The sequence below is a fragment of the Peribacillus sp. BM1 genome, from assembly GCF_056679975.1.
The window spans coordinates 3,466,514-3,490,638 of sequence record NZ_CM155259.1 but is presented as its reverse complement, the minus strand read 5'-3'; the positions used below and the strand labels follow the sequence as shown (position 1 = coordinate 3,490,638).

15 protein-coding genes, 2 pseudogenes and 1 riboswitch are annotated in these 24,125 nt (G+C 32.6%); of the genes and pseudogenes, 13 read left to right on the top strand and 4 right to left on the bottom strand.

Annotated elements, in window-relative coordinates:
• The first annotated feature begins 208 nt into the window (after window positions 1–208).
• The 3 genes from AC1MGI_RS16785 (at window position 209) to add (ending at window position 3,126) form a co-directional block, all read left to right on the top strand.
• A complete protein-coding gene (locus AC1MGI_RS16785) occupies window positions 209–532 on the top strand; it encodes a MarR family winged helix-turn-helix transcriptional regulator (protein ID WP_480346393.1) in 324 nt (107 codons plus the stop codon).
• Window positions 525–1,727, top strand: a complete 1,203-nt coding sequence (locus AC1MGI_RS16780) for an MFS transporter (RefSeq protein ID WP_480346391.1) — start codon at window positions 525–527, stop codon at window positions 1,725–1,727. Before AC1MGI_RS16785 ends, AC1MGI_RS16780 begins: the two co-directional genes overlap by 8 nt.
• Window positions 1,728–1,964: 237 nt before the next feature.
• Window positions 1,965–2,064, top strand: a riboswitch (purine riboswitch).
• 69 nt (window positions 2,065–2,133) lie between these two features.
• Window positions 2,134–3,126, top strand: coding sequence for an adenosine deaminase (add, locus tag AC1MGI_RS16775; RefSeq protein WP_480346389.1), 993 nt, complete (start codon window positions 2,134–2,136; stop codon window positions 3,124–3,126).
• Window positions 3,127–3,238: 112 nt separating this feature from the next.
• Here add and AC1MGI_RS16770 read toward each other — a convergent pair.
• Window positions 3,239–3,463, bottom strand: a pseudogene (locus AC1MGI_RS16770) (PLP-dependent aminotransferase family protein); the annotation flags it as partial.
• A 237-nt stretch (window positions 3,464–3,700) separates the two neighbouring features.
• On the opposite strand from AC1MGI_RS16770, the pseudogene AC1MGI_RS16765 reads away from it, so the two are divergent.
• The 6 genes and pseudogenes from AC1MGI_RS16765 to AC1MGI_RS16740 all read left to right on the top strand — a co-directional run.
• A pseudogene (locus AC1MGI_RS16765) lies at window positions 3,701–4,243 on the top strand (toprim domain-containing protein); the annotation flags it as partial.
• 215 nt (window positions 4,244–4,458) lie between these two features.
• A complete protein-coding gene (locus AC1MGI_RS16760; protein ID WP_480346388.1) occupies window positions 4,459–5,514 on the top strand; it encodes a ComEC/Rec2 family competence protein in 1,056 nt (351 codons plus the stop codon).
• A gap of 4 nt (window positions 5,515–5,518) precedes the next feature.
• On the top strand, window positions 5,519–6,817 hold the full coding sequence (locus AC1MGI_RS16755) for an ABC-three component system protein (protein ID WP_480346386.1): 1,299 nt from the start codon (window positions 5,519–5,521) through the stop codon (window positions 6,815–6,817).
• A complete protein-coding gene (locus AC1MGI_RS16750) occupies window positions 6,810–7,382 on the top strand; it encodes an ABC-three component system middle component 1 (RefSeq protein ID WP_480346384.1) in 573 nt (190 codons plus the stop codon). The genes AC1MGI_RS16755 and AC1MGI_RS16750 overlap by 8 nt, the downstream gene beginning before the upstream one ends.
• Before the next feature lie 5 nt (window positions 7,383–7,387).
• Entirely contained in the window at window positions 7,388–10,501 is a 3,114-nt protein-coding gene (locus AC1MGI_RS16745) for an AAA family ATPase (RefSeq protein ID WP_480346383.1), read from the top strand.
• 830 nt (window positions 10,502–11,331) lie between these two features.
• Window positions 11,332–14,568 (top strand): Eco57I restriction-modification methylase domain-containing protein, encoded by a 3,237-nt coding sequence (locus AC1MGI_RS16740; protein WP_480346381.1) that lies wholly within the window; start codon window positions 11,332–11,334, stop codon window positions 14,566–14,568.
• Window positions 14,569–15,252: 684 nt separating this feature from the next.
• On the opposite strand, the gene AC1MGI_RS16735 is transcribed toward AC1MGI_RS16740, so the two are convergent.
• On the bottom strand, window positions 15,253–16,251 hold the full coding sequence (locus AC1MGI_RS16735) for a DGQHR domain-containing protein (protein ID WP_480346379.1): 999 nt from the start codon (window positions 16,249–16,251) through the stop codon (window positions 15,253–15,255).
• A gap of 135 nt (window positions 16,252–16,386) precedes the next feature.
• Here AC1MGI_RS16735 and AC1MGI_RS16730 point away from each other — a divergent pair, with 135 nt between their 5' ends.
• From AC1MGI_RS16730 to istB, 4 genes are all read left to right on the top strand, one after another.
• Window positions 16,387–16,734, top strand: a complete 348-nt coding sequence (locus AC1MGI_RS16730; protein ID WP_480346377.1) for a helix-turn-helix domain-containing protein — start codon at window positions 16,387–16,389, stop codon at window positions 16,732–16,734.
• A 152-nt stretch (window positions 16,735–16,886) separates the two neighbouring features.
• Window positions 16,887–19,043 carry a type IA DNA topoisomerase gene (locus tag AC1MGI_RS16725; RefSeq protein WP_480346376.1) on the top strand — a complete coding sequence of 719 codons (2,157 nt, stop codon included), beginning with the start codon at window positions 16,887–16,889 and terminating at the stop codon, window positions 19,041–19,043.
• Window positions 19,044–19,391: 348 nt separating this feature from the next.
• Entirely contained in the window at window positions 19,392–20,897 is a 1,506-nt protein-coding gene (istA, locus tag AC1MGI_RS16720) for an IS21 family transposase (protein ID WP_480346373.1), read from the top strand.
• Window positions 20,894–21,613: an IS21-like element helper ATPase IstB gene (gene istB, locus AC1MGI_RS16715; protein WP_480346372.1), complete on the top strand. Its 720-nt coding sequence runs from the start codon at window positions 20,894–20,896 to the stop codon at window positions 21,611–21,613. Before istA ends, istB begins: the two co-directional genes overlap by 4 nt.
• A gap of 69 nt (window positions 21,614–21,682) precedes the next feature.
• Here the strand turns inward: istB and AC1MGI_RS16710 are convergent, their stop codons facing one another.
• The gene (locus AC1MGI_RS16710; protein ID WP_480346371.1) at window positions 21,683–22,438 is read right to left on the bottom strand and encodes a hypothetical protein; all 756 of its coding nucleotides are present in this window, start codon (window positions 22,436–22,438) and stop codon (window positions 21,683–21,685) included.
• Window positions 22,431–24,125 (bottom strand): tyrosine-type recombinase/integrase, encoded by a 1,695-nt coding sequence (locus AC1MGI_RS16705; protein WP_480346370.1) that lies wholly within the window; start codon window positions 24,123–24,125, stop codon window positions 22,431–22,433. Before AC1MGI_RS16705 ends, AC1MGI_RS16710 begins: the two co-directional genes overlap by 8 nt.

The following is a 24,125-nucleotide window of genomic DNA, read 5'->3' as shown; positions in this document are numbered from 1 at the left end:
GCTTTTCTTATTTTGTGATCTTTCCTTGACATTTAAAAAAGTAAGAGTATAGTTACCTTTAGTAATAGTTACTCATGGTAACTTTTGAGAGGTGAATAAATTGGAAGGTTTTTTTCGACATTTTTTAAGTCTATATAGACCACTTATCACTACATTGAATGAGCACTTAAGCGCATATGACCTTTCTTACTCTTTATGGCAGGTTATTATGTTTGTAAAAAACAATGGACCTTCGACGCTTGTAGATATTTCAAATCACTATAATGTGGAAAAGCCAACCATTACGAGGAGGGTTCACCGCTTGGAAGAACTCCAAATCGTCAGGCAAATTCCTGGTAAGGATAGGCGTGAAAAAATCATTCAGTTAACGGAATCAGGGGAAGAGATTTACCAAGAATGTCGTAAAATGATAACAAACTTGGAATATAGCGTTATGGAAGGTATTCCTAAAGAAGAGCGATTCGCTACGTTCCAAACACTGCCTAAAATACAGGATAATATTATGAATAAGGAGAGTAACAAAAATGAATAAACCTAAATTGTGGACGAAGGATTTTATCATTGTTTCCTCCGTCAATTTTTTCTTAACGTTAGTCTTTTATTTATTAATGGTAACAATCGCTGTCTATGCAGTAGAAAAATTTGATGCTTCAACAAGTCAGGCTGGACTTGTAACGGGGATTTTTATTATCGGAACGTTAATTGGTCGGCTGTTTATCGGTCGTTTTATTGATTCGATTGGCCGTAAGAGAACGTTATTCATTGGTTTAATCTTTTTTATTTTGACGACACTTTTATATTTTGTAAATTTAGGCATCCCCTTTCTTCTTATTACCCGCTTTATTCATGGTCTTGCACTTGGTATAGCGAGCACAGCGACAGGAACGATCGTTGCTCAGACGATCCCTTCAACACGAAAAGGGGAAGGGATCGGCTATTATAGTATGAGTGCGACACTGGCTACAGCAATCGGGCCATTCATCGGACTATATATGAGCCAACATACAAGTTTCCAAGTAATTTTTAGTGTCTGCCTTGCTTTAGGGGTAATTGGTTTGATAACTGCATTCTTTGTGTATGTGCCAACACTACCAGTATCAACAAAAACTCCTGAGATCAAAGGATTCAAGCTTTCCCAATTTGTTGAGCCAAAGGCACTGCCGATCGCATTTATTACTCTAGTCGTAGCCTTCTGTTACTCTAGTGTCCTTTCTTACATTAACTTTTATGCAATTGAAATCGACTTGGTTGATACAGCAAGCTTCTTCTTCATAGTGTATGCAGTAGCAGTATTGGTATCGCGGCCATTCACAGGTCGCTTAATGGACACAAAAGGCGCGAACTTTATAATGTATCCAGCTTTTATTATTTTTGCTGCTGGGATGCTACTTCTAAGTTTAGCGAGCAATAGCATAATTTTATTATTATCAGGAATCCTGATTGGCTTCGGCTTTGGTAATATGCAGTCAAGCACGCAGGCAATCGCAGTCAAATTGACTCCTCCACATCGAATGGGTCTAGCAACGTCTACTTTCTTTATATTTCTTGATGGTGGGCTCGGCTTCGGTCCCTATCTACTTGGATTTATCATTCCATTAACCGGTTATAGTACTCTGTATGTTATTATGGGTGTTGTAATCTTGGCAACTACCGTTCTTTACTATTTCATGCATGGTAAGAAAGAACGTTCAACAAGGGCGAGTATTGAGGTATCAACGTCGCTTTGATAGGTAGCTAGAAAAGGGACATGTTTTCAATAAAGATCATGTCTCTTTTTTTCTTAAAATTTCCCTGTTATGATAAGGATGGAAATGCTAGATGGACGATATTTTCTTATTCAATTCTTTTTTATCGCAGATTAACGGGCAGTAAAACCTAGGTGGAGGATAACTGCCCGTAAAGGCACTAACAATCAGTGGAGGATGAAGACCCCCCTGATTGAAGTTTCACTTTATTATTCTTTTACAAAAGTGATGAAAAAAGTTTGTATAACTCTAATGATATGGTTTGGAGGTCTCTACCAGGAACCGATAATTCCTGATTACAAAGAAGGTACAAATAAGTGTATTTTCTTCGTGATTAGGAATTTTTTCCCTTTCCACTTTTCAAATAACATAAAATTAGGAGGTTATTATGAATTTCGCAGAGTTACCTAAAATTGAACTTCATTGCCATTTAGATGGTAGTCTTAGACCTAAAACGATCATTGATATAGCAAAGAGAGAAGACATCGGTATCCCTTCTTTTGATCTTGAAGAAATTCAGATAGAACTCACGGCTCCAATAGAATGTGAATCTCTTGATGAATATTTGAGAAAATTCGCAATCCCGAATTTAGTTATGCAGTCAAAAGAAAATCTAAGAAGAATTGCCTTTGAGCTTTTGGAAGATGCTGCACAGGAAAATGTAAAATATATGGAGGTTCGATTTGCTCCTTTACTTCACACTAAAAAAGGATTAGATGTAGAAGAAATCATACAAAGCGTCTTAGCAGGAATGAAGGACGCTGAAGATCAATACGATATAAAAGGAAACTTAATACTTTCATGTATGAGAACGATGTCGGTAGATCGTGCTTTTGAGGTCGTAGAAAAGGGTAAAAGCTTCCTTGGAAAGGGAGTTGTTGCTATCGATTTATGTGCATCTGAGGAGGGAGGGTTTTGTGGAATCTTCGAAGCACCGATACGATTAGCGAAAGAATATGGCTATCGAGTAACGATTCATGCTGGTGAAACTGGTATAGGCAAAAATGTACTAGAGGCAGTTAAACTTTTGGGCGCTGAAAGGATTGGACATGGAGTATTTATTAAAGATTGTGATGAAGCATATCGAATAGTGAAGGAACAACAAGTTGTGCTGGAAATGTGCCTGACAAGTAATGTCCAAACAAAAGCAGTGAATAATTTTCGTGAACATCCAATCTATAATTTTCACAAAGATGGAATAAAAGTAACGATTAATACGGATAATAGAACGGTATCAGCTACAAATATGCTGAATGAATGCAATTTAATATTTAACGAATTTAATATGAGTTTTGAAGATTATAAACACATTTATTTTAATAGTGTTGAAGCATGCTTTGCAGATTTAGAGACAAAGGAAATGCTGAAAAAGTATATATAATGGAGAAGATTAAGCTGCCAGAACTAAGTAAATGAGGTTTCTGGCAGCTAGAAACCTCATTTGCCATTACTTATATTGAGTTAAGTACATAAAAAGAATCGAATAACTACACTTATTTAGAAAGCTCCTGAATTAGTTCTGAAAGTCTTATTAATCCTTTTTTTAGTTGGCCGGGCGATGCATAACAATAAGACAACCGAAGATGCTGTTGATCGTTTCGATCGTATACATTTCCAGGATTTAATAAAATCCCTTCATTCAAGGCTTTTTCAAACAATTTTCGGATTGAAATTTGTTTCTGAATAGAAAGCCAAATATAAAAACCGCCTTCTATTATGAGGGGAACAGCTATTTATATTGGATTTACTTTAATAAAATAAATATAATATACAGATTGATCTCCATTGAACGGATGGATAATTCTACGATTCATCCATATACGAAAAGCGAATTTTGCTGTAAGGTTATTAGTATAAGGAACTTGTTCAAAAAGGAGGGTGCACTAACGTTGCCATCCGTGTTAATTATCGCCGAGAAGCCTGATCAAGGGGCAACATTGGCCAAGCAATTTAAAATGAAAAAAAATCAAGGGTACATAGAGATTTTACCAAATGAGCTTTTCCCAGATGGGGCCTATGTATCATGGGCAATTGGCCATCTAACAGAGCTGATTTCACCGGAAAAATATAAGCCCGAATGGAAAAAATGGTCGCTTGATACGTTACCAATGATTCCGGAAAAATTTCAATATGAAGTGACGAAATCGAAATATAAGCAATTTCAAGTAGTCAAATCATTACTGAGAAAAGCAGAAGTAAAGGAAATCATTCACGCCGGAGATGCTGGTCGGGAAGGGGAACTAATCGTTCGCAATATCATCCAGCTAAGCGGTTCAAAAAAACCAATGAAGCGGCTTTGGATTTCATCTCTTACACCAAAATCGATCTATGAAGGGTTCCAGCATTTATTAGCGGAACAAGAGACGAGACCATTGTTCCATGAAGCATATACAAGAGCATGTGCAGATTGGACTGTTGGAATGAATGCTTCAAGAGTTTATAGTATACTCCTGAAGAAAAAAGGAATCAGCGATGTATTTTCAGCAGGCCGGGTGCAGTTGTATCCCTAAATTATTTGGGTGTAATTCCAATACCATTGGTATATGTAGCTTGTACGAAATACACCCGGTTTTTCTGGGTGTATTTCGTTTATGGGTTAGAAAAATTAAATTTTTATACAAAAAGAATTGTGTTTAATTAAATAAATTTAATTTCTTTTGATATTCCGCAATTCAAATATTAAGAAACTAAAACTGTCTGAAGGGTGTTTATAGTGACAATTAAATTAAAGGTATTCCCTGCTAATCATGGTGATTCATTTATAATAAACTTTGAAGACGATGGGATTGTTAGAAATATCCTAATTGATGGTGGGACAGGGAGGCAAAGTTATCGCCAGCTAAAAGAAGAATTTCATAATATTAAGAATAATAATCAATTTATAGATTTATTAATAGTTACACACTGTGATGATGACCATATCAAAGGAATTATTGATATTTTTCAAGATGACCAGATAGATAAAGATATTATCAAAGAAGTTTGGTTTAACTCCGGTAAACTTATAGCCGATAGACTAGAAACCCAACTTGAAGAAATGGAAAGAGAAATTCCTTTAATCATTAATAATTCAAGAGAAAAAAGTAGAAAACAAGGTATTACACTTGAAAAAGAGTTAGAAAAGTTAAACTGTTGGAGTAAAACTTTGGTTATGTCCCTTTTACATACAAATATAGGAAAAGCTGAGCTTACTGTTCTATCACCAAATCTTAAAAAATTAGAAAAGTTGAACAAGGCTTGGGAAGTTGAAGCAAATAAAGTAAAAGAAAAATCCTCAACTCAAACAGATTATTCTTTTCCTATAGAAGAATTGATAAGGAATCAATTTGAAGAGGACGGAGGGAAAGTTAATGGAAGCAGTATTGCCCTTCTTTTAAGCTATAAGAAATACCAGATTTTGATGCTGGGAGACGCACATCCCAGTGTAGTTGAAGAATCACTAAGAGAATTGGGATATTCGGCTAAGAATAAAGTAAAAGTAGATGTAACAAAAGTTTCACACCATGGAAGTAAGTATAATACGAGTGAGTCATTGTTAGAGATAATTGATTGTGAAAATTTTATAATCAGTACAGATGGAAGAAGACATGGTTTACCTAATAAGGAATGCCTTGCAAGAATTTTGTTCGCTCGTAAAAGTGAAGAATGGACAAGCTTTTATTTTAACTATAACTTAAATAATATCTTTTTAGAAAGTGATTATGGAACATATAATTTTGATTGTACATACTTATCACAAAATGGATATATTTACGAATTAGGTGAATGATTATATGGATATCTCAGAATTTTATGAAAAAACTGCTGTTCGAGTTCATTGTAATGGAAATATAGGCAGTGGTTGTTTATACCAACCTAGTACCAATGAGTATACCTATGTATTGACAGCTAAACATTGTTTAACAGGAAAACCTGGAGACGAAGCTGGGTTTGTTGTAGATAATATAAAAGTCATGGGATTAAATGGTCATCCAATTGAAGTTCATGACTATTTATTACATAAGACTTTAGATATAGCAATCATTATTATTCAATATATACATGACTTACCACAATATTTAAGTGGGGAGCCCGAGCCGTTTAGTTTTGTTACTCTGAATGGTTTCCCCGATATAGCAAATGGAGAGCGTAAGAGTTTAACTTGTAGGGTCCACGAATGCTCTCAAAGAAAGCCTAACTTTGAAATAATAGTAACAGATAGCCAATTAATAAATTACGGAAATAGTGAAAATGCACTGTTAGAAGGTTTATCAGGATCGGGTGTATTTAACATAAATGACGGTAATCCGGTCTTAGTTGGTATTTTTCCAGCTACTAAATTACCTGAAGCTACATATAGTTCTTTAGAAGTTATAAAAACAGAGGAATTCAATGAGATATTAGAAAAAAGTGGTCGTTCTAAATTAATCCCTAGTTATTTATCTAGCTTTAAAGAGTATATATATATGGCATTCGAGGCCCGTTCAGAGAATATTGCACGACTTTTAAGTAGGAGAGCAGAAGGCTTAGAAAAAATTACACCTCTAATGGTTAAGGAACTTTTAAAGGAGAAACTTATTTTACCATACGGGAAATTAAACTTGAGTGAGAAGAACATATGGGTAGGTTGGATAACCTTACTAACATATTTATATATTGAATCTGGTAGAAATGATCTTAAATCAATACTTATTAGGGATAATCAGCAAGGGCAAAAGCATAATGTTAAACTATTCTATACTCATAACAAGAGGTTGGAAGACATATTTAAGATAATTATACAGGATAGTAAAGTTTACCGTGATCTCCAATCAGATGACTGTTTAATAGTTAATCATGAAGGAGGACCAGGAGAAATCCTGAAACTGAGTAGAAAAAAGATGGATAAAATCGTTACTGATATTGGAGTAAGTCAATTACTGTTTGATCATAATATTCCAAGAATAGATCAACATATGGTCACAAAAAATATTTCATTAATACATGTTGATTGTTTTACTGATAAATTTAGAGAACATGTAGAAATTGATGACTATGAGGAGTTAGAGGAAAATCTAAGAATCAGTATTTCTGAGGTGCTAAACAATGAATAGTTTTAACTTATTTCAAAGAAGTGAAATCATAGATGAATTAAATGAGATGAGTAATATATTTAAGCAATATAATGTAACAGCCTGGATAAATCCACAAGAGGGATATGAAATTAGTATCTTTACCGTTATGTTAGAGAATAGGAAACAACTAAAAGATTGTTGGGAGACAATAACTAACAGTATAGCTGTGCATTATCAAAGTGAATTAGAAAAAAATATAGAAAGATGGAATATATATGTAGTTTTTTTAATTCAGGGACAAGTTGATAAGGAAGTAAAATATGAGATAGAACAAGATAAATACTCATCAAGAAAACTAGTCTGTGATGAGTTTAATATAGAAGTCGATACTTCCATTTCTTTACAAATTCAAAGTCTTCTAGACAATAAGTTGTTTGGCTTTCAATTATCACAATTAAAAGTAGAAAATGGTAAATCCATGGATTTACCAAATATAGAAGATATGATTAGAGCAACAGATGCAAAACTATTTCAGATTATCAAGTATGCAAAAAGTAATTCCAAAGTGAAGCCAGAAAAGTTATTAGATTTATATTTGGAGTGATATAAATGAATATTAAATTGAAAAGAATTGAATTAGAATCATTTCGAGCATATAAAGATAGACAGCAATTTGATTTTACAAACAAAAGAGGGGATATTGCAAACTTAGTTGTAATTTTTGCCCCAAACGGATTTGGTAAAACTTCTCTGCTTGATGCTATTGAGTGGGGACTTAATAAAGAAATCAATCGATTTTCAAATAATGAAGTATTAAAGAAAGTAGCTAAATTAGAAAAAGGTATTATTCTTAAAAATAGGGATAGCGATAACCCTAATGGAATGGTTATGTTTAAAGATGATAAAGATGAAGTTTTGGTAGTAAATACCAAGATTAAAGGGAGAATTCATTTAACTGATTACAATGAAGGTGAAGAATTTGAATCTTCTTCGGCTCTTAAATTTGTAAGGAATTCAGGCTCAGCAAAGGACAACATTCTCTCGCATGATAAGATAGATTCTTTCTTGTTATTTTCGTCAGGAAAAGATAGGTATGAAGCTTTAGCTAAATTTTGGGATTATTCTTATGACACGGAAAACTATAAAGCTATTCATCAGATATATAATCAGATAAGAAAGGAAATAATTGATAAGAATAAATCTATAAAGAGATTAACGAAGGATATAAAAGACTTTTATTTACCAATAGATGACCTTAACGAGCACATAAATAAAATTAACAAATCGATAGAAGGCATAAATATCAATAGTGTTTCCACTAACTTCACGCAGCAAGACCTACAGAATTTAGTGAGCGAAATAATTATCCAGAAATCTAGAAAAATAACAGAGTTAAGGGAAATACAAAATAATATAAGAAATATTGATCAACTTTTTAGCCTATTAGGTGATTATAAAAATAACCTTAATTTGATTTTAGAATTTGACAATAAGCTGAAGAATATACAAAGCAAGATTAACCAATATGCCTTAAAGGAAAATTTGAGTAAAAAGGAAACGGAAATAAGTGAAAAATTAAAAGTTATCAGCAAATACTTAGAAATGATAAGCACAATAAAAGAAAAAGAGGTATTATTCCAAAGAGCAAGAGATAATATAAAAGCTACTAATCAAGAAGTTATTGAGAATAATAGAATTATTAAAGAATTGAAAGAAGTAAATCACAAAATATTACCTAATTCCCTCAAATTAGAATACGAGTATGATGAAAATAAAAAAGCATATAATTTTTATTTTGAAGATAATAAAAATACTATTCAAAAGGCTCATTTACATAAAGAACTTACAGCGAATCAAATAAAGTTAGATAATCGACTAATTAGACTAAATAAGATTATTAAGAATAGGACAGCAAACCTGGAAAAATCTAACAATAAGATAATTGAGTTAAAACACCTATTAAAAATGGAATTTAATTCATTAATTGATTATGAATTTAAGAATAATAGCTATAAAGAAATTATTAGTTCTCTCAATCGATTTACCTCCAACATTAAGTTTTTAAAAGAACAACAGAAAAAGAAACAGCTGGAATATGTAAAGTTCGGAAAGTTGAATGAGGATTTGAATAAAATAATAAAAATTGGTAGGCAGGTTATTCAATCCACTGAATCACCTGATTGCCCATTATGCTCAACTCCGTTTTCCAATCTAGAAGAGTTACTAAGCCGTGTAGATAGAAAAATAGAAGATATCTTTGAGTTAGAAATTATTGATGATGAGATTAAGTCGTTAGAAAAAGATATTCAAGAACAAGAATCAAGTTGTGAAAAGTTACTTATCTTCTTAAAAGAAAAATTAAGAGCAAATTTAAAAAATGTCCAAGAGACTGAAAAACTTGAACATCAAAAATTCCAAAGAATAAACCTTATTAAAGAAAAAACAGCTAACCAAAGAATTGGCATTTGGGAAAAATTAAAGGAATTAAATACTTATTTTTTAAATTATTATTCTGAATTTGGTAAAGAATGCTTTGATAAAGATTTGCAAATTATTAAGAGTAAATTCTCGAAGTTAATAAATGAGAAAAAAGAATTAATGGTAGAGAATGAGAAACAGCTAAAAGAACTCGAAAAGGAATTAAAGGAGAATAAAAATTTAATTCTTAATTATGAAAGGAAAAATTTCGAGCATGAAGAAGAAAAGAAAAACATAATATCACAAGAGGATTATAAAACAGTTTCTAGCTATCTAGACATATTAAAAATCTCTTTTGATAAGAAATTAATATTAGAGAAAGAAACTAATTTAACAACAATACTGAATAACCTTCGTGATGAAATGAAAAAAGTAACACAAGGTTATCAAAAAATTGAAATTGATTTAAAGAATAATGATTTAAATGAACTAGAAGAATTATTAAAGAGTACTAGAAATAAAAGGGAAATGTGTAATGAAACTTTAATAAGCTATTCTATTAATTATAAAAGCTATCTTAAAACAGATGAAATTAATGAACAGACCATAATAAAGGCACTAGATAAGTTAAAAAAAGTTTTAGATACCAATAAGGAATTAATAGGTCACTTTGACCTAATAAATGAAAAACTACAGTACACTAACGAGGTTTTTGAAGAGTCTATTAAAATTAAGGAAAAAAACGATATTATATCCCAACTAAAACGTTTAAATGAAGTTAAACTAAAGTTAGGTGAAACATTAAAATATAGCCAGGAGTTAATAATAAAAAAAATCAATAAAGCATTTAATCTTGAGGCAATAAATAGAATTTACGGCAGGATTGAACCGCATCCAGAATTAAGGTATATAAAAATTGTTCCAACATTTATAGATGATAAACCTTCATTAGAAATATATTCACCTATGAATGATGGACGTAAAGATAATCCGGTATTATTTTTCAGCTCTGCTCAACTAGATATATTATCACTAAGTATCTTCCTAGCAAAGGCATTAATGGAACAGGAACCTGTCTTAAATACAATCTTTATGGATGATCCTGTACACCACATGGATAGTATAAACGTACTTTCTTTTATTGATTTGTTAAGAACATTGACTTCCGATTTAGACAGGCAGATTGTTATTACAACCCATAATGAAAGTCTTTTTAAGTTAATTGAACAGAAAATAGATCCTAATTACTGTAACTCAAAATTTATACAACTTGATGCTCAAGGTAAAGTTGCAAATAATAATTAATACTTATCTTTATATCTAAAAAGGTAAATCTTATATTAACTGGGATAACTATAAACAAATCCTAAAGTGTGCATATTAGTCTTGTTATATATGTAGCTACCTTGTTGCATATGCTACAGTCATATCGTATCAGTTTTTGATTTTAAATAATGTTTGTTCAAACCCAAATCAGTTCAGGGTATTACTTCTCTTATTGCACTTAAGTGTGAGTTAGTGGAAGAAGGAATGAAAAGTGAACAATCTTTTTATAAAAACTAAATTCTGATTTCTAATAAAAGAATCCATTTTGATCAAACTTTTCTCAATGTGGATTCTTTTTATTTGTTGTAAAATGAAGGTTTACTCGATATTTTTAATCAAAATTTATTTCAAAGCTACATCGGGAACCTTTCTGGCAAAAGGATTTACATATGATCAACTTGCTGTTTGTTGAAACTGATGGTAATTACTAGCTTTTGGTGAAACAGAAAATTACATAAAGCTAGAAGTATTCGTTCGATATTATATAAAAGATTGTACTAATATATTTTTTCTAATTTGAACTACCCCGCATTATACCAATTTGCCTTATAACTGCTAACTGATAAATATGACTAAACAACATCAAACAAATTTAAATAGGTATAATCATATGCTTTATCCACTAATATTTTCACAATAGGTATTGCGTTTCGATCATGTATTAAATGGGTTTCTCTAACTTAGCAGCAGCTACACCAATTATTTCGATAATTTAAACGAGAACATATTTTTTAGTGTGGGTATAGTGTCACTCGGTTTGTAGGTATTTTGTTGTATACTGGAAATATCAAGCACATAAGGAGTTAGTGATGGTAGATACTATTTTTAATCGTAAACATTTAAAAAAATATTTGGAATCATTTACATTTCCAAAAGAAATAGAAGCATTACATGCGGGTGTCGTCAACTGGGCGCATTCGCTTCATAAATCAGATCTTAATAAGACAAAAGAGGAAGCCGTTCAAGGTTTATTTCTTGAGGAGATTTTCACCAAAATTCTAGGTTACAAAAACCGAATTGGGGTAGATTCGTGGAACATTAACCAAGAGCAAAAAACGGAGATGGATGGTACAAAAGCAGATGGATCTTTAGGATTCTTCTCGAAGGATTATGAAGATATTCGAGCAGTAATCGAGTTAAAAGATGCTAAAACAGATTTGGACAAAAAACAAAGAAGACAAAATAACCAAACACCAGTCGAACAAGCATTTAGTTATCAATTTAAGATGCGTGAATGCAAGTGGGTTATTGTTTCGAACTTTAGTGAGGTCCGTCTATATCGTTCCACAACTGCAACTGAGTATGAAGTATTTTATATTACTGAAATGGCAGAAGACATTGAAAAGTTCAAACTTTTTTACTTTTTCCTTTCAAGAGAGCAGTTGATTAGAAAGATTGGATCTTCCCCTCTTGAACAATTGTATGATCAAAATGAAAAAGAGCAGGATCGAATTAGTGAACTCTTTTATGAGGATTATAAAACAGTTCGTGAAAAGCTTTTCGAGCATCTTATAGAGGAAAATCCTAAGGTAGACGAATTAGTTATCTTTGAAAAAACGCAAAAAATATTAGATAGATTCATTTTTGTGCGTTTTTGTGAAGGCACGGGATTATTACCAGAGAATATTTTTCGTAAGGTAATAGAAGCTTCAAAAGCAAGTTTTACTTTTTCTGATTTAAAAATTTGGAAAGAGCTGAAAGGTCTTTTCCATAGTATTGACAAAGGAAATCCCCCAATGAACATTAATCGTTATAATGGTGGGTTATTCAAAGATGATGCTATACTAGATAATCTTGTAATTCAGGATGATATTTTTCCATACTTTGAGAAAATTACGTCATATGATTTCAGTACAGATTTAGATGTAAATATACTCGGTCACATCTTTGAACAAAGTATTGGTGACATAGAAGAAATTAAGGCTTCACTAATGGGTGAAGAAGTAGACGCGGCAAAAAGTAAACGAAAAACGGGTGGGGTATATTATACGCCTGCTTTCGTAACAAAATTCATTGTAGAGAAAACAATTGGAGAGTGGTTAGACGAGAAACGGAGAGAGCTTGGCGAAGACAGTTTACCAGAAATTCCACCGCCTTTATCAATAACTGCAACACCAGCAGATAGAGCAAATCGAACCAAAGCAGTAAATCGAAACATCGAGTTTTGGCGGAGTTATTCTCAGTTGTTATTCAATATAAAGGTGATCGACCCTGCATGCGGGAGTGGTGCGTTTTTAAATGCAGCGTTTGACTATCTTTATATAAAGGGTATGGAAGCAAACCGTAATTTACTTGAAGCTTCTGAAGGACAAATACAGTTTTTTAATTTGGACAAACATATTTTGAAGAATAATTTGTATGGAGTTGATATTTCCAAAGAAAGTATAGAGATTACAAAACTGTCATTATGGTTGAAGACGGCAAATAAGCAAGATCCTCTTACTTCATTAGATAAGAACATTCTATGCGGAAATTCGGTAATTGACGATAAGGCACATACAGGTAATGCCTTTGATTGGACTAATAATTTCGGAGAGATCTTAAAAGATGGTGGTTTCGACATTGTCCTTGGCAACCCGCCGTATGTAAGACAAGAAACAATTGTAAAGGATAAAGAACATTTCAGTAAAAAAGGAAACTATGAAGTCTATCATGGTAGAGGAGATCTGTACATTTATTTCTTTGAAAAAGGGCTTACGCTCTTAAAAGAAGGCGGAAGAATGGGTTATATCTGTTCGAGCAAGTATACGACCACGACCTATGGCGCACCATTGAGAGAGTATATGTTAAAGCATACATCACTACGGTATTTCCTCGACTTTGCGGATTTAGATGTTTTCAAAGGTATTATAGCATATCCATCAATCATCATTACCGAGAAAAAGTTACCAACAAAGAAACATTTCTTCCACTATGCGTTTTTTGATGAGTTAGATGAAGCGATTGAAATGGTATTCAAAGAGAAGCAACAAGTATATGCACAACAAGAGTTGTCGAAGGATGGTTGGAATTTTTTAAAGCCGGAAGTAAGGGCCTTTTTTGATCGTATGAAAAAACGGCATCAGTTCTTGCCAGATGTATTAGGCCGTGTCAATGTGGGTGTTAAGACAGGCTTTAATCGGGCGTACATTATCTCCCAAAAGGAAGCAGAAGCATTCATGCAGAATGAAAAGAATAAAGAGATTATCCGACCATATTTGAAGGGTGAAGATGTAAAAGCCTACCGAACAGTAGCGAGCGCCTACATCATTTTCCCATACATCCCTAATAATGAAGGAACAACTCTGAATTTAGTAGACATTGAGGAGTATCCGGATATAGAAACCCACCTAAAACAATTTGAAACAAACTTGAAAGACCGGGCAATTATTAAAGACGGTTTAGAGAATGGTAAAACTGTATGGTATCAGTATCAGCAAATAAATAAAAGTTTCTCCTTCGACAAAACATATATTACCTACCCGGATATTTCAGCTAGAAGTAACTTTGCTCCTGTTAGAGGAATGGTTCTGGACGTCACATTATTCTGGGTAGAGAGTAAGAATATCACGCGGGATCTAGCAGTTTTAAATTCTATATTATTTAATTTTATGTTTACACTCATTTCAACAGTAGCGAGAGGTGGTTTCTTCCGTTTTAAGTCGGTATTCATGAATCGTTTACCAATGCCGAACGTAAAAACTGATAATGAGTTGAAAACATTAATTAAGCACCGTTCTAATTTATCTACCGATGTTGAGCGAACACGAGAAGACCTCCTATCGTTTCTTTCATTAAATTACAAGATAAAAAGAAATTCGTTAATTGAGTTTTGGATAGAATCATCAGAAGAGGCAGTATTTGAGGGGATAAAATTAGCAAAGCCAAAAGCAGCTCAACAAGAGTTATTTGAAATCTTAAAGTTTGTCCGGGCGCAGAAAGAAGAAGTAGCACCACTTCAGAAAAAACTTATTGATTTAAATAAGAGCATTGAACGTAAAGTATTAGACATGTACAAAGTAACTGAAAAAGAAAGGGATATGATCACCCGGGAGTTGAGGGGATGATACAAATAAAATTCATGGTTATGTAAATGATAACCATACAATAGTAGAAAAAAGACACTTAAAGTAAAGTTGGCGAGTATTTGCTCGATATAAAAACCTTAACCTCGATAGAATTGGAAAAAAAGTTTAATAGTTTTGAGTAATGTTAAGATATTAATTATTTAAGTTTAAATTAGATTTAATTTTATGGTAGATATAGGATAATAAATGTAAATAGGAGGTTAATATGAACTATACCTTTGTTGCACAATTCATTTTCTAAACAAAGTTTCGACTTTTAGAACCCCATAGATTTAAAAACCGGGAGTAAACTGTTTTACAGGTTTGCTCTTCTTTTAGTGCTCGATATAATCTGGGCAGAAACTCCAATGGCTTCTTGAATTTTTTTACTGTCATACTTTGAAAATGTTACAAGGCAATAGCCTGAGTCAACTTTTGCTGATTAATCTTTACGACTTCCCCCGGACTGGCAGTGCTCGGACTGCCTTCACGCGAGCCATAGTTCATTCATTATAAATCACAGTAGCTTGGGCTATCAAATAACACAAACTATGGATGATTCGTATTAGGAATAAGCTTAAGACTTAACCTTTATGTATTCAAAATATTGACTCAAGTCCTTATAAACATATAAAATTTCTTTTTATATCTTCATTGTTAGATATCAAACAAACCCTTTATCATTTAATTTTTAAATGAGGTAATTAAATCTGCTGCCAGAAGATTAGAGCCACTTACTCCTTTTAAATATTTTAAACTTCCCTCACTTGACCAATCAATATTTTGAATATTGGTTAAACTCTTAGAAATTACAGTATTGTTTAATTGATTAGATGAAAAATTATAGTTCTCTGAAATAATAGTGTTTCCAGCAATAGATAGAGCATTTAAACAAACTATATGAGTTAATCTATATTTTTTGTAATCGATCCATTGATTAGGCAATATATTTTTTATTTCATTAAAGTAATAGAGTGAAATATATAAAATTTTTTCTTTGGGTAATTCAGCTAAATCTGACTTTCTTGTCAATAATATTAAAAAATTATGGATGTTTTGTAGTGTGATATGCTTTTCTTTATTTCTCTTACCAATAAGAGTCCCGATGCTGTAAAAAGGGCTATCAGGATTTATAATAAGTTGGGTTGCAATCCAACTAAGATTATCGTTGTTTCTCTTCAAATATCTGCTTAATGAAGATCCAATTCCTTTAGCTTTTGTATTAATAATATCAAAAAATTTAATTTCTTCATCTTCATCTAAACAGTGAAAAGCTAGGAAGGGCACATTTAACATTGCACTTGTTTCTTTTGTATATACTCCGATTCCCCCTAATCTATGCTGACCATCCATTAGTGAAGCTTTATTTTTGCATATTAATCTGCCTATATTTGGACGGATTTTATCATAAGCCTGAAAATCCCACTCACCTCCGGCATTAAGTAATATTGGAGTGAAAAGTGAATCATCTCCACTTGAAAGGAATTTAGCGAAGTCTTTCGTTCTTTGTTTATTAATAGGGCGTTGATACCCTTTACCGGTTGGGTCATTAAATGGTTTTGAATATGAGAAGTTAAGGGCTAGATTAGAAGAGACAACACCTTGATACGCAACTCTCCCTCTCATCTTAAATTGTAAAACATTTTCAATTGCAATAATTTGATGTAATGTATTGTCCATCATTTATTTATCAAACTCCTTGAACTTTTTATATTTAGATAATAGTACTTATAAGTACAAAAATCAATGGAAGTTATATCATATGAATCTGTGAACACATATTTTAATTACCTACGCTTATAGGTGAGGTGATTTATAGTGTCCACATTAATGGTCCTAGTTGGGAAAAAAATAAAAAATATACGAAAACAAAAAAATTTGACTCAAGAGGAATTATCAGAAAAGTGTGGTTTGCAAACATCCTTTTTAGCTGGTGTTGAAAGAGGGGAAAGAAATATTACTATACAAACATTAGAAAAAATAATTGATGGATTAAATGAAGAACCAAAAAATCTCTTTATTTTTTCAAATATTGAACTCACCGAAGATTATCAAAGCAAAAAAGAAATGATTACATTAATAGACTCTTTGTTGCTAGAAAAATCTGAAAAAGAAATAAAAATGATAAACTCAATAATAAGGAACATATTTGATACTTATAAATAATTAAACATCTAGGTTTGAACTTTGTCTTTTAAAATTTCTAACCTAGATTTTTTATTTTGTCACCCGTAAATAGCAATAAATGATTAATGTGATAAAATAATTAAACTGATCAACTTTGATTTGGAAAATTCAGATGTAAGGTGATAAATAAAATGAAGTTAATTATTGCAGAAAAACCCTCGGTATCTAAGAATATTGCAGATGCTTTGAAAATAAAGGGTAGACAAGATGGCTACTTAGAGGGAAATGGCTATATAGTTACATGGGCGTTTGGACATTTGCTTCAACTTTATGACGCAAAAGATTATGATGATAAAATGTCAAAATGGAAAATGGAGAACTTTCCATTTATTCCTCCAACCTTTAAATATAAAGTAAAAGGTGATCCAAGAAATAGAGAGAAGCCAGACAGAGGAGCCCAAAAGCAATTAAAGATTATTAAAAGTTTGATGAGAAGGCCTGATGTAGAGGCTATTATTTCAGCATGTGACTATGATCGAGAAGGTCAAGTAATAGGGGATAGTATCATATATAACATTGGGACAAATAAAGATGTTTACCGTTTATTATTAAACGAATGGACACCGACTGAGGTTATGAAAGGTTTGGAAAATATTAAACTGAATTCTGAACTCAAGCCTTTACAGGATGCAGGCGTTAGTCGCCAATGGGCAGATTGGGCAATTGGAATAAACTTAACATCAGTTGCTACCCTTAAATATCAAAAAGGTAAGGGGAAAGCCTTGAATATTGGCCGAGTTCTATTACCAACGTTAAAGATTATCTATGATAGAGATAAAGAAATTGAGAACTTTATTCCAGAAAATTATTTTAAACTTCAAGCTACTTTTAAAACAAAAGATGAAGAGGAATATGAAGGAATATACGTCGAGGGAAAAGAAGAGAAGTTTAAAAATAAAGACACCTTAGAAGCGATTCAGCAGGCAATGTTAAATAAATCAGCAATTGTTAGTGATAAGCAAGTACAGAAGAAAAACGAGTATCCACCATTTTTATTTAATCTGTCTAATTTGCAGGGGTATATTACTAATAAATATAAAGGATGGACATCGGATAAGGTATTGAAAGTAGCTCAATCTTTGTATGAGAAAAAGTTTATTACCTATCCCCGTACAGCTAGTATAGCCTTGGAAGAAAGTCTTGTGGGTAAAACTGCAAAGGTATTGGAAACATTAACGGAAGACCTACCTTATAAAGATGAAATCAAGTTTGTTAAGTCTAAAAGGATATTTGATAACTCGAAAGTAGAAAGCCATAGTGCTATTGTTCCTACTTATTTGAAACCTAAAAAGTTAACTATAGATGAAGAGCAAGTGTATCAGGCAATAAAAAACAGATTTATTATGCAGTTTATGCCTGTTGCCGAGTACGAAGAAACAAGAATTGAAACAAAAATTAAAAACATAAATTTAAAAGGCTTATTTATTTCTAAAGGAAAAGTACAACTTATAGAGGGTTGGAAAAAGGTCGAGAAGGTTCAATCTAAAGATACCATTTTACCACTCGTCCATGTTAACGATCAGGTAGGCTTAATAAAGCATGAAATTACATCCCATGTAACTAAACCGCCAAAGTATCACACTGAAAGAACGTTACTTAGAGTAATGGAGACATGTGGGAAAAACTATGACAATAATAGTGAAAGTGAAGAAGATCTGAATTCTATCTTAAGTGGGTTCAGTATTGGTACTCCTGCTACACGTGCAGAAACAATCAAAAAGTTGAAGGATGTAGGCTATATTTCGATGCAAAATAAAAACCTGTTATGTACAGAACTAGGTAGAAAGCTTGTGGAAACATTTCCTATAAAAGATTTATTCAATCTAGAGTTTACAGGTCGCCTCGAAAAGTCATTGTTTGATATTGAAAAAAGAAACTTTAGTAAAAAGGAGTTTTTAGAGCTAATCTTTGATTTCACTTCAAAATCAGTAGAGAAAATCAAAGGTGAAAAAGAAATAACGATTAATGAGATAACTACTGAACATAAGACAAATGAAGTAATGGGTAAATGTCCTCTTTGTGGACATGCTGTAATTGAAGGACAAAAAGGTTTTGGCTGCAGCAATTGGAAAAATGGTTGTAAATTTGTTATTTGGAAAAATGACAAGTTCTTAGCGACGATGAAGAAAAAGCCAACTAAGACGATGGTGAAATCTCTATTGAAAAATGGTGTTGCAACGGTTAAGGGTTTAACAAGTAAAAAGGGGAATAAGTTTGATGCGTTATTAAGGTACGAGAAAAATGTAGAAAACAATTATTTTAGCTGGAAGATGGAGTTTGAAAAGTAGCATAGCTTTTTGTAAAAAAGTTAGACCAAAATCGGCATACTCGCATTCACAAAAGAACCTATTTTTTTCAAAACAGGTTCTTTTGCTTCTTTTATATAAAAAAATCAACTTCATAAAACATTCTTTGATTAAATTTTTTATAAACCACAACAATATGGCAGTGTTTTTAGGGAACAATCGAACTTAATACCGGTGAATAGTTGTTTATGGCATCATAAAAATGTAGGTTATGGCATTTAATTTGTGCAGTGCCGTAGGCGCTGCACAAATTAAAAAAACCACTTGTCAACATTCCGAAATACACATACACTTCCTGTTGGGACAAAGAGCGCAGGAGGTATTAAGGAGATGTTGGCAGTGGCCGAAATTAATTATATCAGACATGAAGCAAATAAAAAAGATAGCAACTATTCAGAGATCGCACAAAGATTAGGGAGAGATTCTAGAACAGTAAAGAAATATGCCGAGCAGGAGGATTTCAGCCCAGAGGTCAAGTCTAAACAAGATAGACCCTCTCCTGTAATGGATCCAGTGAAGCATATCGTTGATGAATGGATCCTGGAGGATTTTAAACAAAAGAGAAAGTTTCGTAGGACAGCCAAGAGAATATGGGAACAATTAAGAGAAAAGTTTGATTTTGAAGGTTCTGATCGGACTGTCCGAAACTATGTATCAAACCGTAAGAAAGAACTATTAAGTGAAGCAAATCAAGCAGCTTTACCACTTGAATCAAAAGCTGGTTCGGCACAAGTGGACTTTGGGGAAGCTCCATTCAACTATCAAGGCGAAGAAATCACATTGCCGTATTTGGTTCTATCTTTCCCTTACAGCAATGCCTTTTATTTTCAAGTATTCCCTTCTCAAAATCGAGAGTGCTTTCTGGAAGGGTTAAAACGTATCTTTCATCATATGGGTGGAGTTCCAAAAACGATAAGGTTTGATAACCTTTCGGCTGCCGTTAAAAAGGTATTGCCAAATGGTGAACGGCAGTTAACAGAAGCATTTCAAAACTTCGTTCTTCACTACGGATTTGAGAGTGAATTTTGTAATCCAAATAGTGGGAATGAAAAAGGCCATGTAGAGGAAATGGTGAAATATGTGAGGAATAACTACTTACTTCCCAGCCTTCATGTGTTTGATTTAGACGAACTTAACAAGCTATTATGGGACAAGGCCGAGAAGGATCGAGCGCGAAAACACTATGAAAAAGAAATTCTTATTTCACAGTTATTTAAAGAGGATCAGAGAGTCTGTTTAGTTCTGCCAAGCAAGGAATACCACTGTGTAAGATACGAAACAGTAAAAGCTGATAAGTATGGATATATAAAGGTAGAGAAAAATCTGTACTCTACTTCTCCGAGGTATGCCCTAAGTAAGGTTTTAGTAAAAATTTCATACAAAACAGTTGAAGTACTAACGGATGACAATCAACTAGTAGTTAGCCATTCACGCCTCTACGGTCAGTATAGAAAGTCCATGAAGTGGCAGCCATATTTAAACTTAATGGCCAAACGTCCTTTGGCACTCAAGTATACGAGCTTCTATGAACAGCTTCCAACTGAATGGCAAACGTATTTTAATTCTTGTACAGCTTCAGAAAAACCAGAAGCACTTAGGTTATTGGCAACTGTTTTAAAAGAACACGATTTTAAAAGAGTGACAGAAGCACTAACCATTGCTTCTGAGCATGGTCACCCTTCGGTTGAGTCTATTCAACAGGTATTCTATCAGCTTATAAACGGCAGGGGAATTCGAGCAGACATACAGCCAAAGATACCATTACCAACTATGCCGAAGGCTGAAAGAGGTCTCCAGCATTATGATCAGCTTTTAAAAGGAGCTGACTTGAATTGAATGGACAGATTCAGGAATTTGCCAAGCGCTTGAAATTAAGCTGGATAAGAGAGCATTACCATGAAATAGAAGCAACAACGAATGAAGCTTACCTACTTAAGCTCTTTGAAAAGGAAATTGAGCAACGGGAAGAACGTAAGGTCAATCTACTCCTTACACAAGCAACGTTTCCTAAAGTAAAAGGAAACCCTTTTGACTGGAAAGATATAGTCCTTACTCAAGGGCTTAACAAAGATGACCTAATGAACGGTACGTTCATGGAACAGCAGGAAAACCTCATTTTTTACGGAGGAGTCGGAACAGGTAAAACGTATCTAGCCGCGCTTATTGGGTTGAATGCCATACAGAAATTTGGCAAGTCCGTTAAATTCTATACAGTAGCATCATTGGTCAATCGATTATTAGAGGCAAATGAAAAAGGGACACTCAATAAGTTGTTCAAGCAAATTGAAAAGCTAGATTTATTGATTTTGGATGAACTTGGATATATTCCCTTACATAAACAAGGGGCAGAATTATTATTTCAAGTCATTTCTATGTGTTATGAGACCAAAAGTATAATTATTACAACGAACCTACAGTTTGGCCAATGGAATCATGTCTTTGGGGATCCAATTTTAACGGAGGCAGTCATTGACCGGCTCATTCACCATTCACATTTAATCGTATTTAATGGCGATAGCTATCGCTATAAAGAATCAGTAACTCCGAACTAATAAAACGTTGGCAAGTGGATACATTTTTGATTGCCGTTTAATACATTTTTTGCTTGCCAAATACAATAGTTATAAGTTTAAATCTTCTATCAATGTGTTTTCTTTTTTATCTTTAAACTTTACAACTCTGGTATTAGAATTAATATTGTACTCTTTCTCTTGTCTTAAATTCTTTCTATAATCTTCAAACTTTTCATAACCTTTAACAGGATTTTCAGTAAACATGGTTTCAAATAATTGTTGGACAACCTTATTCCTAGTTTTACCTGTTGTAATAATATTAACAAGTGGGGTATCTTCATGGCTGCTAGCATCAAGCCACTGAAAAAAGAGTTCTTCGTATTCAGTTAATCTTTGTTTAAGAATTTGATTTTCTTCATTTAATAAGTTGTTCTTATTGTCTCGGCTTTCAAGATCAGTAGTAAGCTTTTTATTTCTTTGTATATATTTTTTTAGTTTACTTTCATTAATCAGAAGAGCGCCAATAAGTTTTTCTTTATTGGCTTCTTTACCCTGAAAGAACTTGTTAATTGCGTCAATAGAATCTACAACTTTTTCATCTGCTTGTTTAGAAAGAGAAACAGTGTGCTCCAATACTTCATTGGCGCTATCGATAGCTTCTTTTCCTTGTCTTCCTGCTTTCCTCCAAAAATCCTCGCTAAAGTGATGTGATGTTTCTCCTTTTTCATATAATTCTTTTGAAAAACGATATAGATTCATATATTTAAGTAGGCCACTATTTTTATTAAGTTGAAGATATTGATATATGATGTTATCAATATTTTCTTGAGGATATATTTGAGGTTTCCGGCCTTTTTTACTCATTAGTAGTTACCTTCTCTCTTAACATTGCTAGCTGATATAATGAATGTTTTAACTGTTTGGAGGTCTCTATTAACTCTCGGTTAAACAAGACATTTTTTTCAGAGTTTAGGTCACTTTTAAATCCTTTAATAGCTATATAATAAAGATTTTTTAAGTTATTGATTAATTGTTTAGTATTATTTTCTTTTTCATTAATCTTTTTCTTTATGGTATCTGCTTTTTCCTTATATTCTTCAAAGGAGATGCGCCATGCATCGCAGAAAAAATGATCGTCCACCTTGCAGTTTTGATTAGGATCGGTACAATAGCCAATACTCAAAGGGATATTGACTTCTTTGCTTTCAGAAGGTCTAAGAATAAATCTTTCTTTAAATTCTTTTTCATCAAAAATATCCTTTGTTTGCTGTCCAATATTCCTATTTAGATTAAACTTAAGCATTAACTCCATCACCTCCGAATCGACCCAATATTCTAAGTGTTGATGATAGTGATATTGGGAATAGATGGAGACATGACCTCCTAACCTAGCAATTTCAACTGGATGATAGCCTTGTGTCATAAGATTTAAAAATGCAAAATGTCTTGTATCATTTGGTCTGATTTTTCTGTTAATAATTTTGTTTAGAGTTATACCCTTTTCAACAGCCTTTACTTTTTCCTGCTCCATAATCTGAAAGCCGTATTTTTTACAGACAATATTTTTATAGAAGTCGTTTAATATGCTTAACATTGCTCTAGAATGGAATGACTTGGAATCAATTCTTTGATTTATATAGTACGTATCAATAGGTAAAGATAAATATGAAATGAGAGTAGTAGATTCACCGTATTTATCAGTTGAATTTATATAATTTTTTATTGCCGAGGCTAACCCTTTGGGGATTAAAATGGAATCGATTACTTGTATCCTACGATTGTTTTGTTTTTTTCTGGGTAGTTTCAAAAAAAATCCTTCATCACCTTTAGTTAAACTATCTCTTTTAATATCACAGAATTCCGAAATTCTTAAAGGGATGATAGTGGTTAGATTCCACCAAAGATAAATACAAAAGTATTTTCGATAATGTTGATCCGACAGATTTAACTTAAAAAAATCCTCAACAACCATTGAAAATTTTAAAATATCTTGAGAACTAGGTATTTCTCTTATTCCAATTTTAGTTTCAGTTTTTGATTTAATTTCCCAAATTTTTTCTGTGAAAACCCCATCTTCATCTACTAATGGGTAATAATCAAAAAAGTTTAAAACAGCATTGCAAACGGATATACGAGTTCTAGCACATCTATTTTGTATATATTTTATAGTTTCTACAAAAAAATCCTGTGAGAAACCATTTGATATTGTCACTACCTTTAAAAGATTATTTACGTTTACAGAAATTGTTCGTGGGACTAACCCTTTATCCACTAAAGTAGCTGCCCAACACTTTACAATAGTTTTCAAATCATCAAAGTTTCTTGTTAACATGATTTTTGACAAACAATCAAAGTGGATTTTGCGATTATTTTTTTGTGATTCGTCATATAAGACCCAAGTATCTTCGTTAAATTTACAATAATTAAATTGATTTTCATTAGAGTAACTTGATAAAATCTGTTTTGTATGGATAATTGAATGCGTTAGGTTAAAATCTTCGTTTGCATAGACTTCAAGTTGTTCAAAATCTTCACTTTTTATGTTTAGCAT